Annotated in this window: 16 protein-coding genes and 2 pseudogenes; 11 read left to right on the top strand and 7 right to left on the bottom strand. The window is 69.4% G+C overall.

Annotated features, from left to right (window positions below):
* Positions 1-2 precede the first annotated feature (2 nt).
* Genes O3438_RS08145 through O3438_RS08130 form a run of 4 tightly spaced genes read right to left on the bottom strand, consistent with a single transcriptional unit; the run spans position 3 to position 3,290 of the window.
* A complete protein-coding gene (locus O3438_RS08145) occupies positions 3-629 on the bottom strand; it encodes a response regulator transcription factor (protein WP_088989133.1) in 627 nt (208 codons plus the stop codon).
* Positions 626-1,909, bottom strand: coding sequence for a sensor histidine kinase (locus O3438_RS08140; protein ID WP_269679362.1), 1,284 nt, complete (start codon positions 1,907-1,909; stop codon positions 626-628). The genes O3438_RS08145 and O3438_RS08140 overlap by 4 nt, the downstream gene beginning before the upstream one ends.
* A 5-nt stretch (positions 1,910-1,914) precedes the next feature.
* A complete protein-coding gene (locus tag O3438_RS08135; RefSeq protein WP_269679361.1) occupies positions 1,915-2,367 on the bottom strand; it encodes an ABA4-like family protein in 453 nt (150 codons plus the stop codon).
* Complete coding sequence (locus O3438_RS08130; protein WP_269679360.1) at positions 2,364-3,290, bottom strand: hypothetical protein; 927 nt, start codon at positions 3,288-3,290, stop codon at positions 2,364-2,366. The genes O3438_RS08135 and O3438_RS08130 overlap by 4 nt, the downstream gene beginning before the upstream one ends.
* A gap of 167 nt (positions 3,291-3,457) precedes the next feature.
* On the opposite strand from O3438_RS08130, the gene O3438_RS08125 reads away from it, so the two are divergent.
* Both O3438_RS08125 and O3438_RS08120 read left to right on the top strand, forming a co-directional pair.
* A complete protein-coding gene (locus tag O3438_RS08125; RefSeq protein WP_269679359.1) occupies positions 3,458-4,213 on the top strand; it encodes a glyoxalase in 756 nt (251 codons plus the stop codon).
* Between the two features lie 166 nt (positions 4,214-4,379).
* Entirely contained in the window at positions 4,380-5,552 is a 1,173-nt protein-coding gene (locus O3438_RS08120; protein WP_269679358.1) for a lactonase family protein, read from the top strand.
* Positions 5,553-5,660: 108 nt separating this feature from the next.
* Here the strand turns inward: O3438_RS08120 and O3438_RS08115 are convergent, their stop codons facing one another.
* Positions 5,661-5,960 carry a helix-turn-helix domain-containing protein gene (locus O3438_RS08115; protein ID WP_269679357.1) on the bottom strand — a complete coding sequence of 100 codons (300 nt, stop codon included), beginning with the start codon at positions 5,958-5,960 and terminating at the stop codon, positions 5,661-5,663.
* Positions 5,961-6,022: 62 nt separating this feature from the next.
* On the opposite strand from O3438_RS08115, the gene map reads away from it, so the two are divergent.
* On the top strand, positions 6,023-6,790 hold the full coding sequence (map, locus tag O3438_RS08110) for a type I methionyl aminopeptidase (RefSeq protein ID WP_269679356.1): 768 nt from the start codon (positions 6,023-6,025) through the stop codon (positions 6,788-6,790).
* A gap of 8 nt (positions 6,791-6,798) precedes the next feature.
* Here map and O3438_RS08105 read toward each other — a convergent pair whose 3' ends face one another.
* On the bottom strand, positions 6,799-7,143 hold the full coding sequence (locus O3438_RS08105; protein ID WP_269679355.1) for a DUF1330 domain-containing protein: 345 nt from the start codon (positions 7,141-7,143) through the stop codon (positions 6,799-6,801).
* A gap of 386 nt (positions 7,144-7,529) precedes the next feature.
* On the opposite strand from O3438_RS08105, the pseudogene O3438_RS08100 reads away from it, so the two are divergent.
* The 5 genes and pseudogenes from O3438_RS08100 to O3438_RS08080 form a co-directional block, all read left to right on the top strand.
* A pseudogene (locus tag O3438_RS08100) lies at positions 7,530-8,222 on the top strand (CDP-alcohol phosphatidyltransferase family protein); the annotation flags it as partial.
* A gap of 224 nt (positions 8,223-8,446) precedes the next feature.
* Positions 8,447-10,105, top strand: a complete 1,659-nt coding sequence (locus O3438_RS08095; RefSeq protein ID WP_269679354.1) for a sulfatase-like hydrolase/transferase — start codon at positions 8,447-8,449, stop codon at positions 10,103-10,105.
* A 31-nt stretch (positions 10,106-10,136) separates the two neighbouring features.
* Positions 10,137-10,943, top strand: a complete 807-nt coding sequence (locus O3438_RS08090) for an FkbM family methyltransferase (protein ID WP_269679353.1) — start codon at positions 10,137-10,139, stop codon at positions 10,941-10,943.
* Positions 10,933-11,181, top strand: a pseudogene (locus tag O3438_RS08085) (XdhC family protein); the annotation flags it as partial. The gene O3438_RS08090 and the pseudogene O3438_RS08085, both read left to right, overlap by 11 nt.
* Positions 11,168-11,587, top strand: coding sequence for an ASCH domain-containing protein (locus O3438_RS08080; protein ID WP_269679352.1), 420 nt, complete (start codon positions 11,168-11,170; stop codon positions 11,585-11,587). The pseudogene O3438_RS08085 and the gene O3438_RS08080, both read left to right, overlap by 14 nt.
* 129 nt (positions 11,588-11,716) lie before the next feature.
* Here the strand turns inward: O3438_RS08080 and O3438_RS08075 are convergent, their stop codons facing one another.
* Positions 11,717-11,950, bottom strand: a complete 234-nt coding sequence (locus tag O3438_RS08075; protein WP_269679351.1) for a winged helix-turn-helix domain-containing protein — start codon at positions 11,948-11,950, stop codon at positions 11,717-11,719.
* Between the two features lie 245 nt (positions 11,951-12,195).
* On the opposite strand from O3438_RS08075, the gene O3438_RS08070 reads away from it, so the two are divergent.
* From O3438_RS08070 to fdh, 3 genes are all read left to right on the top strand, one after another.
* Complete coding sequence (locus tag O3438_RS08070) at positions 12,196-12,399, top strand: hypothetical protein (protein ID WP_269679350.1); 204 nt, start codon at positions 12,196-12,198, stop codon at positions 12,397-12,399.
* 75 nt (positions 12,400-12,474) lie between these two features.
* Positions 12,475-13,272, top strand: coding sequence for a PrsW family intramembrane metalloprotease (locus O3438_RS08065; RefSeq protein WP_269679349.1), 798 nt, complete (start codon positions 12,475-12,477; stop codon positions 13,270-13,272).
* 143 nt (positions 13,273-13,415) lie between these two features.
* The gene (gene fdh, locus O3438_RS08060; protein WP_269679348.1) at positions 13,416-16,691 is read left to right on the top strand and encodes a formate dehydrogenase; all 3,276 of its coding nucleotides are present in this window, start codon (positions 13,416-13,418) and stop codon (positions 16,689-16,691) included.
* Position 16,692 lies beyond the last annotated feature (1 nt).

Genomic DNA, 16,692 nt, shown 5'->3' with positions numbered 1-16,692 from the left:
CGTCAGACGCCGCGCGCGAACAGGGCGAGGCGTACCCGGTTCGGGCTGTCGGTCTTGGTCATCAGACTGGTGATGTGGGTCTTGACCGTGGTGACACCGATGTGGAGCCGATCGCCGATCTCGGTGTTGGACAGGCCCTCGGCGACCAGGTTGAGCACGTCCTGTTCGCGGGCGGTCAACCCCTGCACCGGTCGGGGCGTCTCCGGGCGGGCGTGCACGGCGCGTTGCACGAGGCGTCGGAGCACCTCGGCGCTGAACGGGCTGTCACCGGCCGCGGCCCGGCGGATGCCGTCGAGCAACTCGGTCGGGGGCGCGTCCTTGAGCAGGAACCCGCAGGCGCCGGCGGTCAGGGCGGGGTAGAGGTGGTCGTCGTCGCCGAACGTGGTCAACACCAGGATGCGGGTGGTGGGGCGTTCGGCGAGGATCCGGCTGGTCGCGGTGATCCCGTCGACGCCGGGCATGCGCAGGTCCATGACCACGACGTCGGGGAGCAGCCGCGCGGCGAGCGTGATCGCCTCGCGGCCGTTGTCGGCCTCCCCGACGACCTCGATGTCGGGTTGGGCGTCGCAGAGCATCCGCAGCCCGGCCCGGATGAGGTGCTGGTCGTCGACCAGCAGCACCCGGATCACGCCGGCTCCGGGGTGCGGGACCCCGCCGGAGCCACCTGGTCACCGGGCGTCGACCCGCCCGGGGCCGCCCGCTCAGCGGGCACCGACGCGGCCGCGCTACGCCCCGGCGCGGCGACCACGGCCGGGAGGACGGTGCGCACCCGCCAGCCGGTGCCGGTCGGGCCCGCCTCCAACCGGCCGCCGAGGACCTCGACGCGCTCGCGCATGCCGGTGATGCCGTGACCGCCGCCGGCCGGTAGACCCGCTGGGACCCCACCGCGACCGGTGTCGGTGACCTCCCAGTGCACCGCGTCGTCGTGGACGGCGACGACGAGCCGCGCCACCGCTGAGGTTCCGGCGTGTTTGGCCACGTTGGTCAGTGCCTCCTGGGTCAGCCGCAGCACGGCCATGCCGCGTACCGCGTCGAGTGAACCGATCGCCGGATCCAGGTCGGCCTCCACTGTGACACCGGCCTGGCGTGCCCGGTCGACAGCGGCGCCGATCGCCGCCGGCAGCGCGGAGGGCTCGATCGCGGTCAGCGCCGCGTCACCGCGTACCCCATCGGGGTCGCGCAGTACCGCGACCAGCCGGCGCAGCTCTGCCAGGGCCGCCGTGCCGGTGCCGTGCACGTCGTCGAACACCTCGCCCGCCCGGGGGTCCAGGTCGGTGAGCACGTGCCGGGCCACGCCGACGCGCAGCACCATCGACGCCACGTGGTGCGCGACGACGTCGTGCAACTCGCGGGCGATGGTGGCGCGTTCGTCGGCGCGCGCCGCGCGACTCTCCGACTCGCGCTGTCGTTGCTCGGCGGCGGCCTGCTCCACGGCCTGCCGGCCGAGTTCCCGGTTGGTGCGGATGACCAGGCCGAGCAGGACCGGCACGCCGACCTCCACGGCGAGCCCGACGATCCCGGAGGCGAACCGGCGTGGCGGGTCGCCGATCGAGTCGGTCAGGTCGACCACCACCAGCAGTGCGGTGGCCAGCCAGATGGCCCGGGAGCCGCGCGCCGCCATGGTCATCTCGAACAACGCCCAACTGGCGCCGACCTGGTTGATGGTGAAGTCGTCGATCAGGCTGATGGCGACCGCCAGCAGGGCGGCCTGCGCCACCATGTTCACCACCGGTCGGCGGTGCGCCGCCAGCGCCACCGCGAACGCCGGCACCGCGAGGACCCACTGTGTCGTCGTGGGCGTGCTGGTGGAGTGCGGGACGACGAGCAGGTAGCACAGCCCGGTCAGGTCGAGCAGCACCATCCGCACGAGGGTGTCCCGCAGGTCGAACAGTCGCCCCAGCCAGCTCACGACGGTCAGCCTAGGCGTTGCGGGCCGGTGGCGGCGGTCGCCGGCCGCCGCCACCGGGCCCGGACCGCGAGGTACGCGGCCAGGCCGAGCGGTCCGAACAGGATGGTCAGCAGCAGCACCGGAGCCATGACCAACGCCGGCACCCCCCGTTCCCTGCTGTCCAACCACGCCCACCGCCCGACGAACAGATCGAACGCGATCATGTGGGCCCAGCCCGCCGCCGCACCGGCGGAGGTGCCGAGCAGGTCGCGGACCCCGGTCAGGGTCGGCGACGCCACCGCCGGTAGCACGTCACCGAACGCCGGCAGCACCAGCAGCGCGTAGATCACCACGACCGGCAGCACGATCAGCGGGGAGCCGATGATCCGGGCCGTCCACGACCAGCGCGGCAGCAGGATCATCAGCGCCCAGAACGGCGCGGCCACCGCGAACGTCAGGGAGAACAGCGTCGTGGTCATGCCGCCAGCGCCAGGTCCGGTCGGCGACGGCGCGCCAGCACGAGCCCGGCGGCGGTCGCGGTCGTGACCACCAGGGCGGCGACGGCCGCGAGGGTGACGGCGTCCGGCCGCAGCAGCGGCTGTCCGCGCAGCGCCTGCCAGGTCAACAACACAGTGAGTACGCCGTACGCCGCGCCCGCGACGACCAGGAGCCGGACGCGGGTGCGCTCGTCGAGTCGGGTGGCGAACCGGCTCAGCAGGATCGCCAGGATGGGCAGTGCCTGGAGGGCGTGCAGCCCGACGAAGTGCCCGATCCGCAGGTCGCCCCCGGTGGTGCTCCAGCCCACCACCGGCAGTCCCGCTCCGCCGTCGATGACGCCCACGCTGTGCGCCCCGGAGATCCCGTCGATCCCCGGCTCCTGCATGGGCAGCACCATCGGTATCGCCGCGAGCATGCCCAGCAGCGACAGGCCGAGACCCCACCCGACGGCCGTCGCGGCGGCCCGGTCGGGGATCCGCCGGATCAGCAGCACGATGCCGATCAGGAGGTGCGCGAGGAACAGCACCATGATCGCCGCGCCCATCACCGAGAACAATGCGCTGTTCAGTGCGGAGGTGCCGTTGAAGTGGCTGGTCTGCCCGCGTACCACCTGAGCGACGATCACCACCATCTCGACCACCGCCATCGCGACGACGACTGTCGCTGCCCACTCGGCGGCTCGGCTGCGCCGGGGCAACAGGGTGAGCATCCAGGCGAGCGTCGCGCCGTACAGCACGAAGGACACCGCGAACTTGAACGGCTTGAGCCAGATCGGTGCCCCGGTGAGGACGCGGGAGTCGACGAGGATGCCGACCGCGCAGACGGCGGCGAGCACCGCCATCACGGACACGAAGATCATCAGTGGACGGTGCCAGCGTGCCGCCCGGCGCAGATCGATTGTCATGTCTGTAGATGGTCGCGGTCGCCGCCGCCGATCACGTCCGACCGCAAGCCCCGGTTGCGGCCACCGGTCGGAGCGCGCCTCCTCCCTGGGTAGGAGACGAAACCGGACGGGACCGTCGCCGGTGCTGGCACAATGGCCGGCCTGCCGACCGGATCGGAGGGGCACGAGTGACAACCAATGAGGACCACGTTCGGCCGAACGAAACCATGGTGCCGCTGCTGCACTGCGCGGCGCCGGAGGAGACCGTGGCGTTCTGGCGGGCGCTGGGGTTCGAGGTGGCCTACGAGCAGCTCAAGCCGTACGTGTACCTGGCCTTCACGTGGAGCGGGTTCCAATTGCACTACGGCCCCGCGCCGAAGGATCTCGACCCGGCGAAGGAGCAGTCCGGCGGCTGCCTGGTGATGGTGGACGCCGTCGCGTCGTACCACGCGGTGTTCACCGAGGCGATGCGTCGCGCCTATGGCAAGGTCCTGGTCAAGGGCCTGCCTCGCATATCCCGCTACCGCGCCGGGACGTCGCGGTTCAGCATCGTCGACCCGTCCGGCAACACCATCGTCTTCATTCAGCGGGACGAGCCGAAGGACGTGGAGTACGGCGGATCGACGGAGCTTGAGGGGCTGGCGCGCGTGCTCGACAACGCGCGGATCCTGCGCGAGTTCAAGATGGATGACCGGGCGGCCTACCGGGCGCTCGACTCGGGGATGCGCCGCCGTGCCGAGGGCGCGCCGGTGGTCGAGCAGGCGATGGCGCTGGCCGCCCTGGTCGAACTGGCGACCGCGCTGGATAAGGCCGATCAGGTGCCCGAGTGGGGCGCCCGGCTCCAGTCGCTGTCCCTGACGCTGGAGCAGCGGACGCAGGTGGAGCAGTACGTCGCCGACCCGACCGTCCTCGAACCGTGGTGGCCCGCCCCGCCGCGTCCCTGACGGGCGGACGTCATAGGCCATAGCCGCACAGACGTCATCTCATTCGCGGCAAAGGCACGGAATTACCGCTTTAGGGTAAATATGGCTAGTGCGCCTAGCTGCTCCGATAGCTTTCGAAGGAGAGGAAAACTCGTATTCCTCCCTTCGGGTGCAGAAGGAGTCAGTGATGAAGCGCAGCATCGCGCTCGCGGCAGCCCTCCTGGCGGGTCTGACCAGCGTCGGATCGATCCCCGGGACCGCCTTCGCCGATGGCGGCGGCCCTGGTTACCACGACGACCGCAAGGGAGGTGAACACCACCACGGCGGCGAGGGCGCGGTCTTCGTACAGACCAACAAGGCCGAGGGCAACACCATCAAGGTGTACGACCGCGACGAGGACGGCCGTCTCACCAAGGCCGGCGAGTACGACACCGGCGGGCTGGGCGGATTCACCATCGGCGCGCCGCTCGACGCGCTGGCCTCGCAGGGGTCCCTGATCTACCACCGCGGTCTCCTCTTCGCGGTGAACGCCGGCAGCAACACCGTGACGGTCTTCGGTGTCGAGGGCACCAAGCTGCACAAGCTTCAGGTCATCTGGTCCGGCGGTCTGCTGCCGGTCAGCATCGCGGCCCGTGGCGACCTCGTCTACGTCCTCAACGCCGGCGGCGAGGGGTCGGTGCAGGGCTTCAAGCTGAACAAGGGGCATCTGTCGCGGATCGAGGACGCCAACCGGTCTCTCGGCCTGCACAACGGCAACCCGCCCGCGTTCGGGACCGCCCCGGCCCAGGTCAAGATCGACCCGGACCGTGAGTTCGTCCTGGTGTCGACCAAGGCCGCGAACGTCATGTTCAGCTACGAGATCGGTCGCCACGGCGAGCTGGCCCGCAACCCCGTCATCAGCGACGCGGGCAACGCCCCGTTCGGCTTCACCTTCGACACCGACGACACGCTGCTGGTCACCGAGTCCGGGGCGAACGCGGTCAGCCTCTTCGAGCTGGAGGACGACGGCGCGCTCGACCAGATCGGGCCGTCGGTGCCCAACGGTCAGCAGGCGACGTGCTGGATCCAGCGCGTCGGCGACTACTTCTACGTCGCCAACGCCGGCACCTCCACCATCAGCTCCTACCGGGTCAACGACCACGGCAAACTCGAACTCGTCGACGCCGTCGCCGCGGACACCGGCGGCGGGTCGATCGACATGACCACCAGCGACGGCTTCCTGTACGTGCAGAACGCCACCGCCGGCAACGTGCAGGGCTACGAGGTGCACGAGGACGGCTCGCTGAAGTTCGTCACCACCGTCGAGGGCCTGCCGAAGTTCGAGAACGGCATCGGCATGGAGGGCATCGCCGCCTCCTGAGCGCGTCACCCGCTGGTCCCGGTCGCTTGCCGACCGGGACCAGCGTCTGCGTGTCGCCGGTCGAACGGCGTTGTCGGCGGTCAGGTGCGCGGCGGGCGTGGGACGCGGTTACGAGGCCAGGCGCTCGGCCACGGTCTGATCCGCCCGGATGAACTCGGCCTCGTCCGACTTGTTGATCTCCGACCACACCGCGTCGAGGGAGAGGCCGAGGACGTCGGCGATCGCCGCGATTGTCGGGAAGGCGGGGGTGGCGATGCGACCCGACTCGATCTTGCGGAGGGTCTCCGGTGAGACACCCGCGTCCAGCGCGGTGAGGAGCATCGAACGTTCCCCGCGGGCGCGGCGCAGGAGGGCGCCGAGGCGCTGTCCGCGTTCGACCTCTGCGGGAGTGAGCGGCAACCTGACCATGCCCCGATTCTAGTACCGGGATAATATGGCCGGGATACTTATTGGTACGAGGAAGGCGCGGCATGATCGAGATCCTGAGCCCCACCGACCTGCCACGCGCTCGGGACACCGGCGCCCTGGTCGCCGGCATCCTGCAGACGTTGAAGAGTCGCAGCGCGGTCGGCACGAACCTCCTGGACATCGACGCGTGGGCGCAAAGCATGATCATGGAGGCCGGGGCGCAGTCCTGCTACGTCGACTACGAGCCCTCCTTCGGGCGCGGCCCGTTCGGCCACTACATCTGCACGTCGATCAACGACGCGGTGTTGCACGGGCTGCCCTACGACTACCGGCTCGCCGACGGCGACCTGCTGTCGCTCGACCTCGCTGTCTCCCTGGGCGGGGTGGTCGCCGACTCCGCGATCAGCTTCGTCGTGGGCGAGACGCAGCCACCGGAGAGCATCGCGCTGATCGACGCCACCCAGCGCGCGTTGAGCGCCGGCATCGCCGCCGCCGGCCCCGGAGTCCACATCGGCGACATCTCCCACGCCATCGGCTCGGTTCTCGGCGCGGCCGGATACTCGATCAACACCGAGTTCGGCGGCCACGGCGTCGGCTCGACGATGCACCAGGACCCACACGTCTCCAACACGGGACGGCCGGGCCGCGGCTACCGGTTGCGCCCCGGGGTGCTGCTGGCACTGGAACCGTGGGTCATGGCGGACACCGCCACGCTCGTCACCGACCCCGACGGCTGGACCCTGCGCAGCGTGACCGGCTGCCGGACCGCGCACAGCGAGCACACGATCGCCATCACCGACGACGGAGTCGAGGTGCTCACCCAGCCCTGACCCCTGCGCTACGAACCGTCGGCCCGGCGGATCGCGGCCGCCATCTCCGACGAGCTGTGGTCGGCGGCTACTCCCTCGACGAGGATCACCTCGCCGTCGAGGTGCCTGGTCCGCAAGGGCTTGATCTCCTGGTAGGCGGGGGATCCGTACCAGGAGCGGGCCTTGCTCAGGTCGGGAAATTCGACGATGACCAGGTCGCCCGGCCAGTCGCCCTCCAGAACCTCGATCGGCCCCCCGTGCACGATGAACCGACCACCGAAGGGCACGAGGGTGGCCTGGACGCGCTCCAGGTATTCCAGCACCTCGGCATGGATGGGAGCTCTGCGCAGGTGAGCAAGCGCGTACGCGGTCATGATTCTCCGTTCGTTGCGGTCCGGGCTTCGCCTCCGAGGAATGATTGCGAACGCGGGCGCGCGTTGTCGATGACGTAGCAGGTAATGCGTCGTCCCCCGGGACGGTCAGTAGGTCGGTGCATGACGACCAGGCCGGGGCGACCGGTGGGTGAGCTGCTGGGCGACCAGCGCCGCACGGCTGCGGCCGATGTGGCCTGACCCGAACACCCGTCGTCGCATTCGGGGGCGTCGTCGGCTGAGAAGGGCTGCACTCACTGGCGACGAATTATCTGCATCCGCTGGGGCACGTCCCTCCGTATACATGTTGAGGCCCGTTCAGAATGAACCGATCGGTCATGTTTTCCGTGATGACGGTCAGGGTCACCCACCAGAGTCACGGAGGCACGATGTCAACGGTTCGAACCGGTCCGGTCATCGGACTGCTCGTGCAGATCGGCGTGCTGGCGGTGCTCGCGCAGACCGTCGGCCTCGGCCCGGCCGGGTGGGCGGCGGGGCTGGCGTACGGGGTGGCGCTGTGTGCCCTGCTCAGTCGGGGGATGTCCCGCTCCGGCACGGACGATCTGAGCCCGGCCGACCAGGTGACCCTGAGCCGGGCGATCCTCGTCGGCGGCGTGACGGCCCTGGCCGCGGACGCGTTCACCCGACCGGCGCCGGTCACGTTGATGGTCGTCATCACCAGTGTGGCGCTCGTGCTGGACGCCGTGGACGGTTACACGGCCCGACGCACCGGTACGTCCAGCGAACTCGGCGCACGCTTCGACATGGAGATCGACTCCTTCCTGGTCCTGGTGCTCTGCCTGCACGTCGCACCCTCGGTGGGTGGCTGGGTGCTCGCGATCGGCGCGATGCGCTACGTCTTCGTCGCCGCGAGCTGGGTGCTGGGGTGGATGCGGGGATCGTTGCCGCCGCGCTACTGGCGGAAGGTCGTCGCCGCGATCCAGGGCGTGGTGCTGACGGTGGCGATGGGCGACGCGCTGCCCGGGCCGCTGACGACAGTCGTGCTGGTGGCGTCGTTGGCGCTGCTGGTCGAGTCGTTCGGGCGGGACGTCGCGTGGCTGTGGACGACGCGTCACGTCCGCCGAGCCCTCGCCCACGACGCCGCCGAGGACCGGCGCATTCCCGTCGCTCGTGACACGGCGGATGGGCTGCCCTGGCCGGAGCATCGGACGGTGGCCGTGGCCCGACGCGGGATCGCCCGCGTCTGAGTCGCCCGGTTACCGCGCCCAACAAAGATCATGGAAGGATGCCCGGGTTGTCGCTCGTGACGCGCGTACGTCAGATGCCGAGCCAGGGACGGAAGGCGATGAGGGGCGAGCTTTCGGACGTCACCGCCACCGACGGCACCGAGGCCGAGGAGCGGCCGAAGCGCTCCGTCGTGGCCCGACTGGTCACCCTCCTGGCCGTGCTGCTCGTGGTGCTCGTGCTCACCCTGCCGTACGACTTCGGCCGTCTCAGCCCGGCGGCGTTCGTACGGATTCCCCTGGAGGCGTTGCTGATCGTCGCCCTCCTGCTCGCCCTACCCCCGCGGTGGAGCCGGTGGGTGGCGACGCTCGCCGGCGTGGCCCTCGGCCTGCTCGGCCTGTTGAAGCTGTTCGACCTGGGATTCACCGCCGCGCTCAGCCGGGCCTTCGACCCGGTGCTCGACTGGGCGTTGCTCGACGAGGGGTTCGCCTTCGTCAGCGAGTCGTACGGCCGGCCCGTCGCCATCGGCGTGGCCATCACCCTGGCGGTGGTGGCCGTCGGCCTGCCCACCCTGGTCACGCTGTCGATGCGACGACTGCGCCGGCTGGTGATCTGGCACCGCGCGGCGACCACCCGGGTCGTGGCGGCGCTGGTGGTGGTCTGGGTGGTCTGTGCCGCGTTCAACGTGCGGGTGGTCGAGGGCGTGACTGTCGCCGACACGTCCGCGACCACCCTGACCAACGGTCACGGCTTCCAGGTACGTCTGCGTCTCGACGACCGGGAGAGGTTCGCCGCGCTGCTCCAGGACGACCGGTTCGCCGAGATGCCCGGCGACCAGCTGCTCACCGCGCTACGCGGCAAGAACGTCGTCGTCTCCTTCGTGGAGAGCTACGGCCGGGATGCCGTCGAGGACCCGGAGTTCGCCCCGCAGGTCGGTGCGGTCCTCGACGGAGGGACCAGCCGGCTCACGGCGGCGGGGTTCGCCTCGCAGAGTGGATTCCTCACCTCGCCGACGTTCGGCGGCGGTAGTTGGCTCGCGCACGACACCCTGCTCTCCGGCCTCTGGGTCGACAACGACCAGCGGCACCGCACCCTGTTGGCGAGTGACCGGCTGACCCTCAACAAGGCGTTCCAACGGGCGAGCTGGCAGACCGTCGGGGTGATGCCGGCGGTGAGCAAGCCGTGGCCGGAGGGCTCCTTCTTCGGCTACGACCGGTTCTACGACGCCCGGAAGCTCGCGTACCGGGGGCCGAAGTTCAGCTTCGGCACCATGCCCGATCAGTACACCCTCGCCAGTTGGCGGCGTCTGGAGCAGGCGAACGGCGACGGTGAGCCGACGATGACGGAACTCGCGCTGGTGTCGAGCCACGCGCCGTGGACGCCCGTCCCGGCTCTGGTCGACTGGCCCGCGCTCGGCAACGGGGCGATCTTCAAGGGGACCGCCAAGGAGTCCGACGACAAGCGACGCGACACCGAGCAGATCCGCGCGGACTACCGGCACTCCATCGAGTACACGTTGAGCGCGCTCATCTCCTACGTGCAGACCTACGGCGACGACGACCTCGTGTTCATCTTCCTCGGTGACCACCAGCCCGCCGCCGTGGTCACCGGAGACAACGCCAGCCGAGACGTCCCGATCTCCATCGTCACCCGGGACCGGGCCGTCCTGGACCGGATCTCCGGGTGGGGCTGGCAGGACGGGCTCAAGCCGGGACCGCAGGCACCGGTCTGGCGGATGGACACCTTCCGGGACCGGTTCCTGACCGCCTTCGGGCCGTGACCCGGCCCCCTCTTGGACAGGACTCAGACAGATGACGGCAGGCACCAGCACCAGCACCAGCACCAGGATCGCCGCGCTCCGGACCGACCCGGCGATGTCCCTCCTGCACCGTTCGTTGGACGTGTACTACGGCGACGCCGAGCGCGACGCGCGGATGGACGCCTTCTACTCCCGCTTCGTCGCCGAGGGGGATCTCGTCTTCGACGTCGGCTCGCACGTGGGGGACCACATCGCCAGCTTCCGTCGTCTCGGGGCGAGGGTGGTGGCGGTGGAGCCGCAGCCGCTGTGCCTGCGCGCCCTGAAGGCGATCTACGCCGACGACGACCAGGTGACGCTGGTCGAGGCGGTCTGCGGAGCCGTCCCGGGGAGCACCCGCTTCCACGTCAACTCCGCCAACCCCACCGTGTCGACGGCCTCGCCCGACTTCATGCGAGCGGCGGAGGGCGCCGGCGGGTGGGAGGGCCAGGTGTGGGACGCCGACATCGAGGTGCCGGTGGTCACCGTCGACACCCTCATCACCGAGTACGGCGAGCCGACCTTCGCGAAGATCGACGTGGAGGGTTTCGAGGACGAGGTGTTGGCCGGCCTGACCCGCCCGCTGCCCGCGCTCTCGTTCGAGTTCACCACGATCGCGCGCACGGTCGCCTCACGGTGTCTCGATCGCCTGACCGTGCTCGGCTTCGACGGCTTCGACGTCGCGCTGGGCGACGACAAGTCGATGACGTTCCAGCGCTGGGTCTCCGCGACCGACATGGCGACGCACCTCGCCGCACTGCCGCACAGCGCGAACTCCGGCGACGTGTACTGCGTGCGCGGTCGGCACCAGACGGGAACCTGACCGACACGATCGGATGCGCCGACTGCGCGGGGCCGGTGTGGGGGAGGTAGCGCTGGCCCGGCTCTGCTCGCCGATCGGGTTGGACCTTGGCGCGCGGACGCCGGAGGAGACGGCCGTGGCGACCGCCGCCGAGATCACGGCCCGGGCCTGGGGCGGCACGGCCCGCCCACTCACCGGGTCGACGGCGGTTCCTCGTGACGCGCCGGGTCGCGTACCCTCCGCGCATGGACCTCGATGATCTTCCGCTGGCCGAGTTCGCGTTCCCGGGGCCGCTGCGGGACAAGCTCGTGGGTGCGATCCTCTCCGGTGCGAAGACCTCGACCACGGGCCTGCTGGTCGGGTATGAGTGCGCGAACGAGCCACTGCCCGAGGTGGGTCAACTCTCCGCCGTGGTGGACTCCGCCGGCCGGCGGGTCGCGGCCATCGAACTGACCGAGGTACGGGTGATCCGTCTCGCGGACGTCGACCTGCGACACGCGCTGGACGAGGGCGAGGGCGACGAGTCCGTGGCGCAGTGGCGGGCGGGGCACGAGACGTTCTGGCACAGCGGGGAGCTCCGCGAGGAACTGGGCGACCCAGACTTCACGGTGGACGACGACACGATGGTGGTGACCGAGCGCTTCCGGCTGGTGCACGTTGTCTGACGCCCCGCCCTTCGTTCGGCGCGGTGATCGTTGTCAGCTGAGCAGTCCGACGCTCGGCGTGTCGAACTGCTCAGCTGACAACGATCAGGCATATAGCGGTGTGGCGGCATCGAAGGTCGGCTAACCGCTCTACTTCGACGGTCCTGCCTCGGCCACATAGACGCCTTTGCCCGGGAATCCCTCGACCAGCTCCCGATCTTTGAGGATGGTCATGACCCGGTTGATGGTGGAGATGTGCACGTGGTGCTGTTCGGCCAGCTCGCGTGTGGACGGCAGCTTCTCGCCCGGGGTGAGTTCTCCGGACTTGATCTTCTCGGCGATCTCGTTGGCGATGCGCCGGTAGTCCACTCTCTCGGTCGGCATGAGTCGATCTCCGCGGGTTCCCTGGTTTCGGCACCCTGATTCGATCACGGGTAGACCTGTTCCAACAAGTTCCTAGCTGTCGCTTGACCTGCTCCTACAGGTTGGAATAGGTTGATGATTCAGTCGGGTTCCCTGGTTTCGGCAAACTCCTGGGTTACCGACGGCAACCCACCTGGGGGAGCACGACGTATGGACTCTGCCTCCCAGGTGGGGACTAATCGTGATCGCAGGGAGGGGTGCCGACTGTGCCGATCGACGAGCCGATTTCCACGGCAACCGCGTTGTTCACTGCCAAGAGGGTTCTGGACGCCCATTGGACCCGGGCGCTCGACCGGCCGTGGAGCGTAGGTGGCTGCTTGGAGTGCCGCAGTCGCACCAACTGTCCGCAGCTCGACTGGGCGATCGAGCTGATCGCCGACGTGGCAGCGACGATGTTCCAGAAACGCTGATCGGTGTGTCCGGAGTCGTAGGGATCTCAACGCCGGGGCTGGTCTTCGTAACGTGGGTCGGCCACACTGCGCGGTATGCGTGATCGTTGGCGCCGGTGGGCGTGGGTCGGGGTTTTCGTCATCGGGCTGGTCCTCTATCTGGCGGTGCTGCGCACCCTCGTCAGCACCAAGAATCCGAATTTCGTACCGGCGTTGATCCTGCTCGGGGCGACGTTGGTGCCGTTGACGTTCCTGACGTTCGCGCAGGCCCGCACCGGGCGGTGGCAGGTGCCGGCATCGGTGTTGGTGACGTCGGCGTTCTTCGGCGGTGTGATCGGCACGGTCGTCGCCGGGACCCTGGAGTACGACACCCTGCGCGGCCTCGGCACGCTGCCCATGCTGTTCGTGGCGTTGATCGAGGAGTCGGCGAAGCTGATCGTGCCGGTGGTGCTGCTGTTCACGGTGGTGGCCCAGCGTCGGCGTCGGGTGCCCTCGGACGGTCTGGTCATCGGCGTCGCCGCCGGCATGGGGTTCGCCGCGCTGGAGACGATGGGTTACGCGTTCAGCGCGTTGCTGAGTTCGCAGGGCAACATCGGGGCGGTGGAGCAGACGCTGTTCATCCGTGGTCTGACCGCGCCCGCCGGTCACACCGCCTGGACCGGGCTCACCGCCGGCGCGCTGTGGGCGTTGTTGGCTACGCCGAGCGCCCGCCGGTTGTTCGGGTTCATCGGCACGTTCGTGGGCGTCGTCGTCCTGCACACCCTCTGGGACACGTTCACCGGCTCGCTGGTCTTCGTCGTGGTGGCGCTCGTCAGCATCGGCTGGCTGTTCTGGGAGCTGCACCGCTACCGGACCTTCAACGACCACCCCGTCGGCCAGTTGTCACCGCACTGACCATCGCCGCGCTCCATGCCTCTCCCGGCCCACACCGAGGGTCGGGGGAGGCATGACTGTTCGTGATCCCGCTGCGACAGGCAGGGCACCTCGACTAATGTCAGGCTGTTCACATTTTGTGTGATTAGTCGGGAAGGTGCGCAATGGGGGTGCCTCGCTGGATTGCGGGTTGGCCGGTCTACCGGCAGCTCACCGGCACCGACCCTCTCGGCCGGGGCGCGGCCGCCAAGTCCGCCGGATCCCGCGCGCTCACCGCCCGCACCGACACCGCCGACTCGATGGCCCGGTCCGTCTGCCCGTACTGCGCCGTCGGTTGCGGCCAGCGGGTCTACGTGAAGGACGGGCAGGTCAGCCAGATCGAGGGCGACCCGGACAGCCCGATCTCGCGGGGTCGGCTCTGCCCGAAGGGTTCGGCCAGCAAGAGTCTGGTGACCAGCCCACTGCGGCAGACCAAGGTCCGCTACCGCCGGCCGTACGGCACCGAGTGGGAGGACCTCGACCTCGACACCGCGCTCGACATGATCGCCGACCGGGTGTTGGCCGCCCGCGACGAGACCTGGGAGGACGTCGACCCCGAGGGCCGACCGCTCAACCGGACACTGGGCATCTCCAGCCTGGGTGGGGCGACGCTGGACAACGAGGAGAACTACCTCATCAAGAAGTTGTTCACCGCGATGGGGGCGCTCCAGATCGAGAACCAGGCCCGTATTTGACACTCCTCGACAGTCCCCGGTCTGGGGACCAGCTTCGGTCGTGGCGGCGCCACCCAGTACCAGCAGGACCTGTCGAACTCGGACGTCATCGTCATCCAGGGTTCGAACATGGCCGAGGCGCACCCGGTGGGCTTCCAGTGGGTGATGGAGGCCAAGCGTCGCGGCGCGAAGGTGTTCCACGTCGACCCGCGCTTCACCCGCACCAGCGCGCTGGCTGACGCGTACCTGCCGATCCGGGCGGGCACCGACATCGCGCTGCTCGGTGGGGTGATCCGCTACATCCTCGAGAACGAGCTGGACTTCCGGGAGTACGTGGTCTCCTACACCAACGCCGCGACGATCGTGACCGAGGAGTTCGTCGACACCGAGGACCTGCACGGGCTCTTCTCCGGCTTCCAGGAGGAGAACGCCTCGTACGACCAGACCAGTTGGCGCTACGAGGGCCACCGGCAGAACCAGACGACCCGCGACACCGAGATCCAGCGGGAGACCGGCGCCGGGCTGGAGCACGAGTCGCACGGCGCCCCGGTCGGCGGCGAGACCGAGCGCGACGAGACGTTGCAGCACCCGCGCTGCGTCTACCAGATCCTGAAGCGGCACTACGCCCGCTACACCCCGGAGATGGTGGAACGCGTCTGCGGCATCCCGCAGGAGAAGTTCCTCGAACTGGCGCAGGCCTGGACGGAGAACTCCGGTCGGGACCGCACCGGGATGCTCGTCTACTCGGTGGGTTGGACGCAGCACAGCGTCGGTGTGCAGTACATCCGTACCGGCGCGATCATCCAACTCCTGCTCGGCAACATGGGCCGACCGGGTGGCGGGGTGATGGCCCTGCGGGGGCACGCCAGCATCCAGGGGTCGACCGACATCCCGACGTTGTTCAACCTGCTGCCCGGCTACCTGCCGATGCCGCACCACGCCAACCACCCGACGCTGGACGCGTGGGTGGACAGCATCGCGCACCCCGGGCAGAAGGGGTTCTGGGGCGACGCGCGCACCTACGGCGTCAACCTGCTCAAGGCGTACTGGGGAGAGGCCGCCACCGCCGACAACGACTTCTGCTACGGCTACATGCCTCGGATGACCGGCGACCACGGCACCTACCAGCAGGTGCTCAACATGATCGACGGGAAGGTCAAGGGGTACTTCCTGCTCGGTCAGAACCCGGCGGTCGGCTCGGCGCACGGTCGCGCCCAGCGGCTCGGCATGGCCAACCTGGACTGGCTCGTGGTCCGGGACCTGTTCGAGATCGAGAGCGCCACGTTCTGGAAGAACGCGCCGGAGATCGAGACCGGCGAGATCGTGCCGGAGGAGTGCCGCACGGAGGTGTTCTTCCTGCCCGCCGCCTCGCACGTGGAGAAGGAGGGCACGTTTACCCAGACGCAGCGGTTGTTGCAGTGGCGGGAGAAGGCCGTCGAGCCGCCAGGCGACGCCCGCTCCGAGCTGTGGTTCTTCTACCACCTCGGGCGCGTCATCCGGGAACGGCTGGCCACGTCGACGAACCCACGCGACCGGGCGCTGCTCGACCTCGCCTGGGACTACCCCACGCACGGCCCGACCGCCGAGCCGAGCGCCGAGGCGGTGCTGCGCGAGATCAACGGGTACGACGTGGCCACCGGCCGGCCACTGGCGTCGTTCACCGAGATGAAGGACGACGGCTCCACCGTCGGCGGTTGCTGGATCTACACCGGCGTGTACGCGGACGGCGTCAACCAGGCGGCCCGCCGTAAGCCCGGCGCGGAGCAGTCCCTGGTGGCGCCCGAGTGGGGTTGGGCGTGGCCGGCGAACCGGCGCATTCTCTACAACCGTGCCTCCGCCGACCCGGACGGCAACCCGTGGTCTGAGCGCAAGCGTTACGTGTGGTGGGACGCGGAGAAGGGCGAGTGGACCGGCTACGACGTGCCGGACTTCGAGAAGACCAAACCGCCGTCCTACCGACCGGCGCACGACTCCTCAGGCGTGGCGGGAATCGCCGGAGACGACCCGTTCATCCTCCAGGGCGACGGCAAGGGCTGGCTGTACGCGCCGACCGGCGTGCTCGACGGGCCGATGCCCACCCACTACGAGCCGGTCGAGTCGCCGGTGCGCAACCCGCTCTACCGACAGCAGGCCAACCCGACCCGCAAGGTCTACACCCACCCGATCAACACGCTGAACCCGAGCCCGCCCGAGCCGTACAGCCAGGTGTTCCCGTACGTGTTCACGGTCAGCCGGCTCACCGAGCACCACACGGCCGGCGGGATGAGTCGGATGGTGTCGCCGCTGGCCGAGTTGCAGCCGGAGATGTTCGTCGAGGTGTCCCCGGAGTTGGCAGTCGAACGTGGCCTCACCCATCTGGGCTGGGCGCACCTGATCACCGCGCGTGCGGCCATCGAGGCGAGGGTGCTGGTGACGGATCGGCTCACCCCGTTGCGGGTGGACGACCGGGTCATCCACCAGGTGTGGTTGCCGTACCACTTCGGTTTCGAGGGTCTGGTCACCGGTGACTCGGCCAACGACCTGTTCGGCATCAGCCTGGATCCGAACGTGCTGATCCAGGAGAGCAAGGTCGGCACCTGCGACATCCGGTCCGGGCGTCGCCCGAGAGGCGCGGAGCTGCTGGCGCTCCTCGTCGACTACCGGCGGCGCTCCGGTGACCTCAACCCGCACTATCCACCGATGGTCACGACCGACTCCGCGGACAGCGGCCCGGACCAGGAGGTCTGAC

This window comes from Micromonospora sp. WMMC250, from assembly GCF_027460215.1.
GTDB lineage: Bacteria > Actinomycetota > Actinomycetes > Mycobacteriales > Micromonosporaceae > Micromonospora > Micromonospora taraxaci.
The sequence above is the reverse complement of the archived record's forward strand: the minus strand, read 5'-3'. Positions and strand labels throughout refer to the sequence as shown.

Excerpts from the sequence above, each read along its gene's own strand:
- O3438_RS08135 (WP_269679361.1), bottom strand. The coding sequence starts at position 2,367 with ATGACCACGACGCTGTTCTCCCTGACGTTCGCGGTGGCCGCGCCGTTC.
- O3438_RS08130 (WP_269679360.1), bottom strand. The coding sequence starts at position 3,290 with ATGACAATCGATCTGCGCCGGGCGGCACGCTGGCACCGTCCACTGATG.
- O3438_RS08120 (WP_269679358.1), top strand. The coding sequence starts at position 4,380 with ATGAAGCGCAGCATCGCGCTCGCGGCAGCCCTCCTGGCGGGTCTGACC.
- O3438_RS08115 (WP_269679357.1), bottom strand. The coding sequence starts at position 5,960 with ATGGTCAGGTTGCCGCTCACTCCCGCAGAGGTCGAACGCGGACAGCGC.
- map (WP_269679356.1), top strand. The coding sequence starts at position 6,023 with ATGATCGAGATCCTGAGCCCCACCGACCTGCCACGCGCTCGGGACACC.
- O3438_RS08105 (WP_269679355.1), bottom strand. The coding sequence starts at position 7,143 with ATGACCGCGTACGCGCTTGCTCACCTGCGCAGAGCTCCCATCCATGCC.
- O3438_RS08095 (WP_269679354.1), top strand. The coding sequence starts at position 8,447 with ATGAGGGGCGAGCTTTCGGACGTCACCGCCACCGACGGCACCGAGGCC.
- O3438_RS08090 (WP_269679353.1), top strand. The coding sequence starts at position 10,137 with ATGACGGCAGGCACCAGCACCAGCACCAGCACCAGGATCGCCGCGCTC.
- O3438_RS08080 (WP_269679352.1), top strand. The coding sequence starts at position 11,168 with ATGGACCTCGATGATCTTCCGCTGGCCGAGTTCGCGTTCCCGGGGCCG.
- O3438_RS08075 (WP_269679351.1), bottom strand. The coding sequence starts at position 11,950 with ATGCCGACCGAGAGAGTGGACTACCGGCGCATCGCCAACGAGATCGCC.
- O3438_RS08065 (WP_269679349.1), top strand. The coding sequence starts at position 12,475 with ATGCGTGATCGTTGGCGCCGGTGGGCGTGGGTCGGGGTTTTCGTCATC.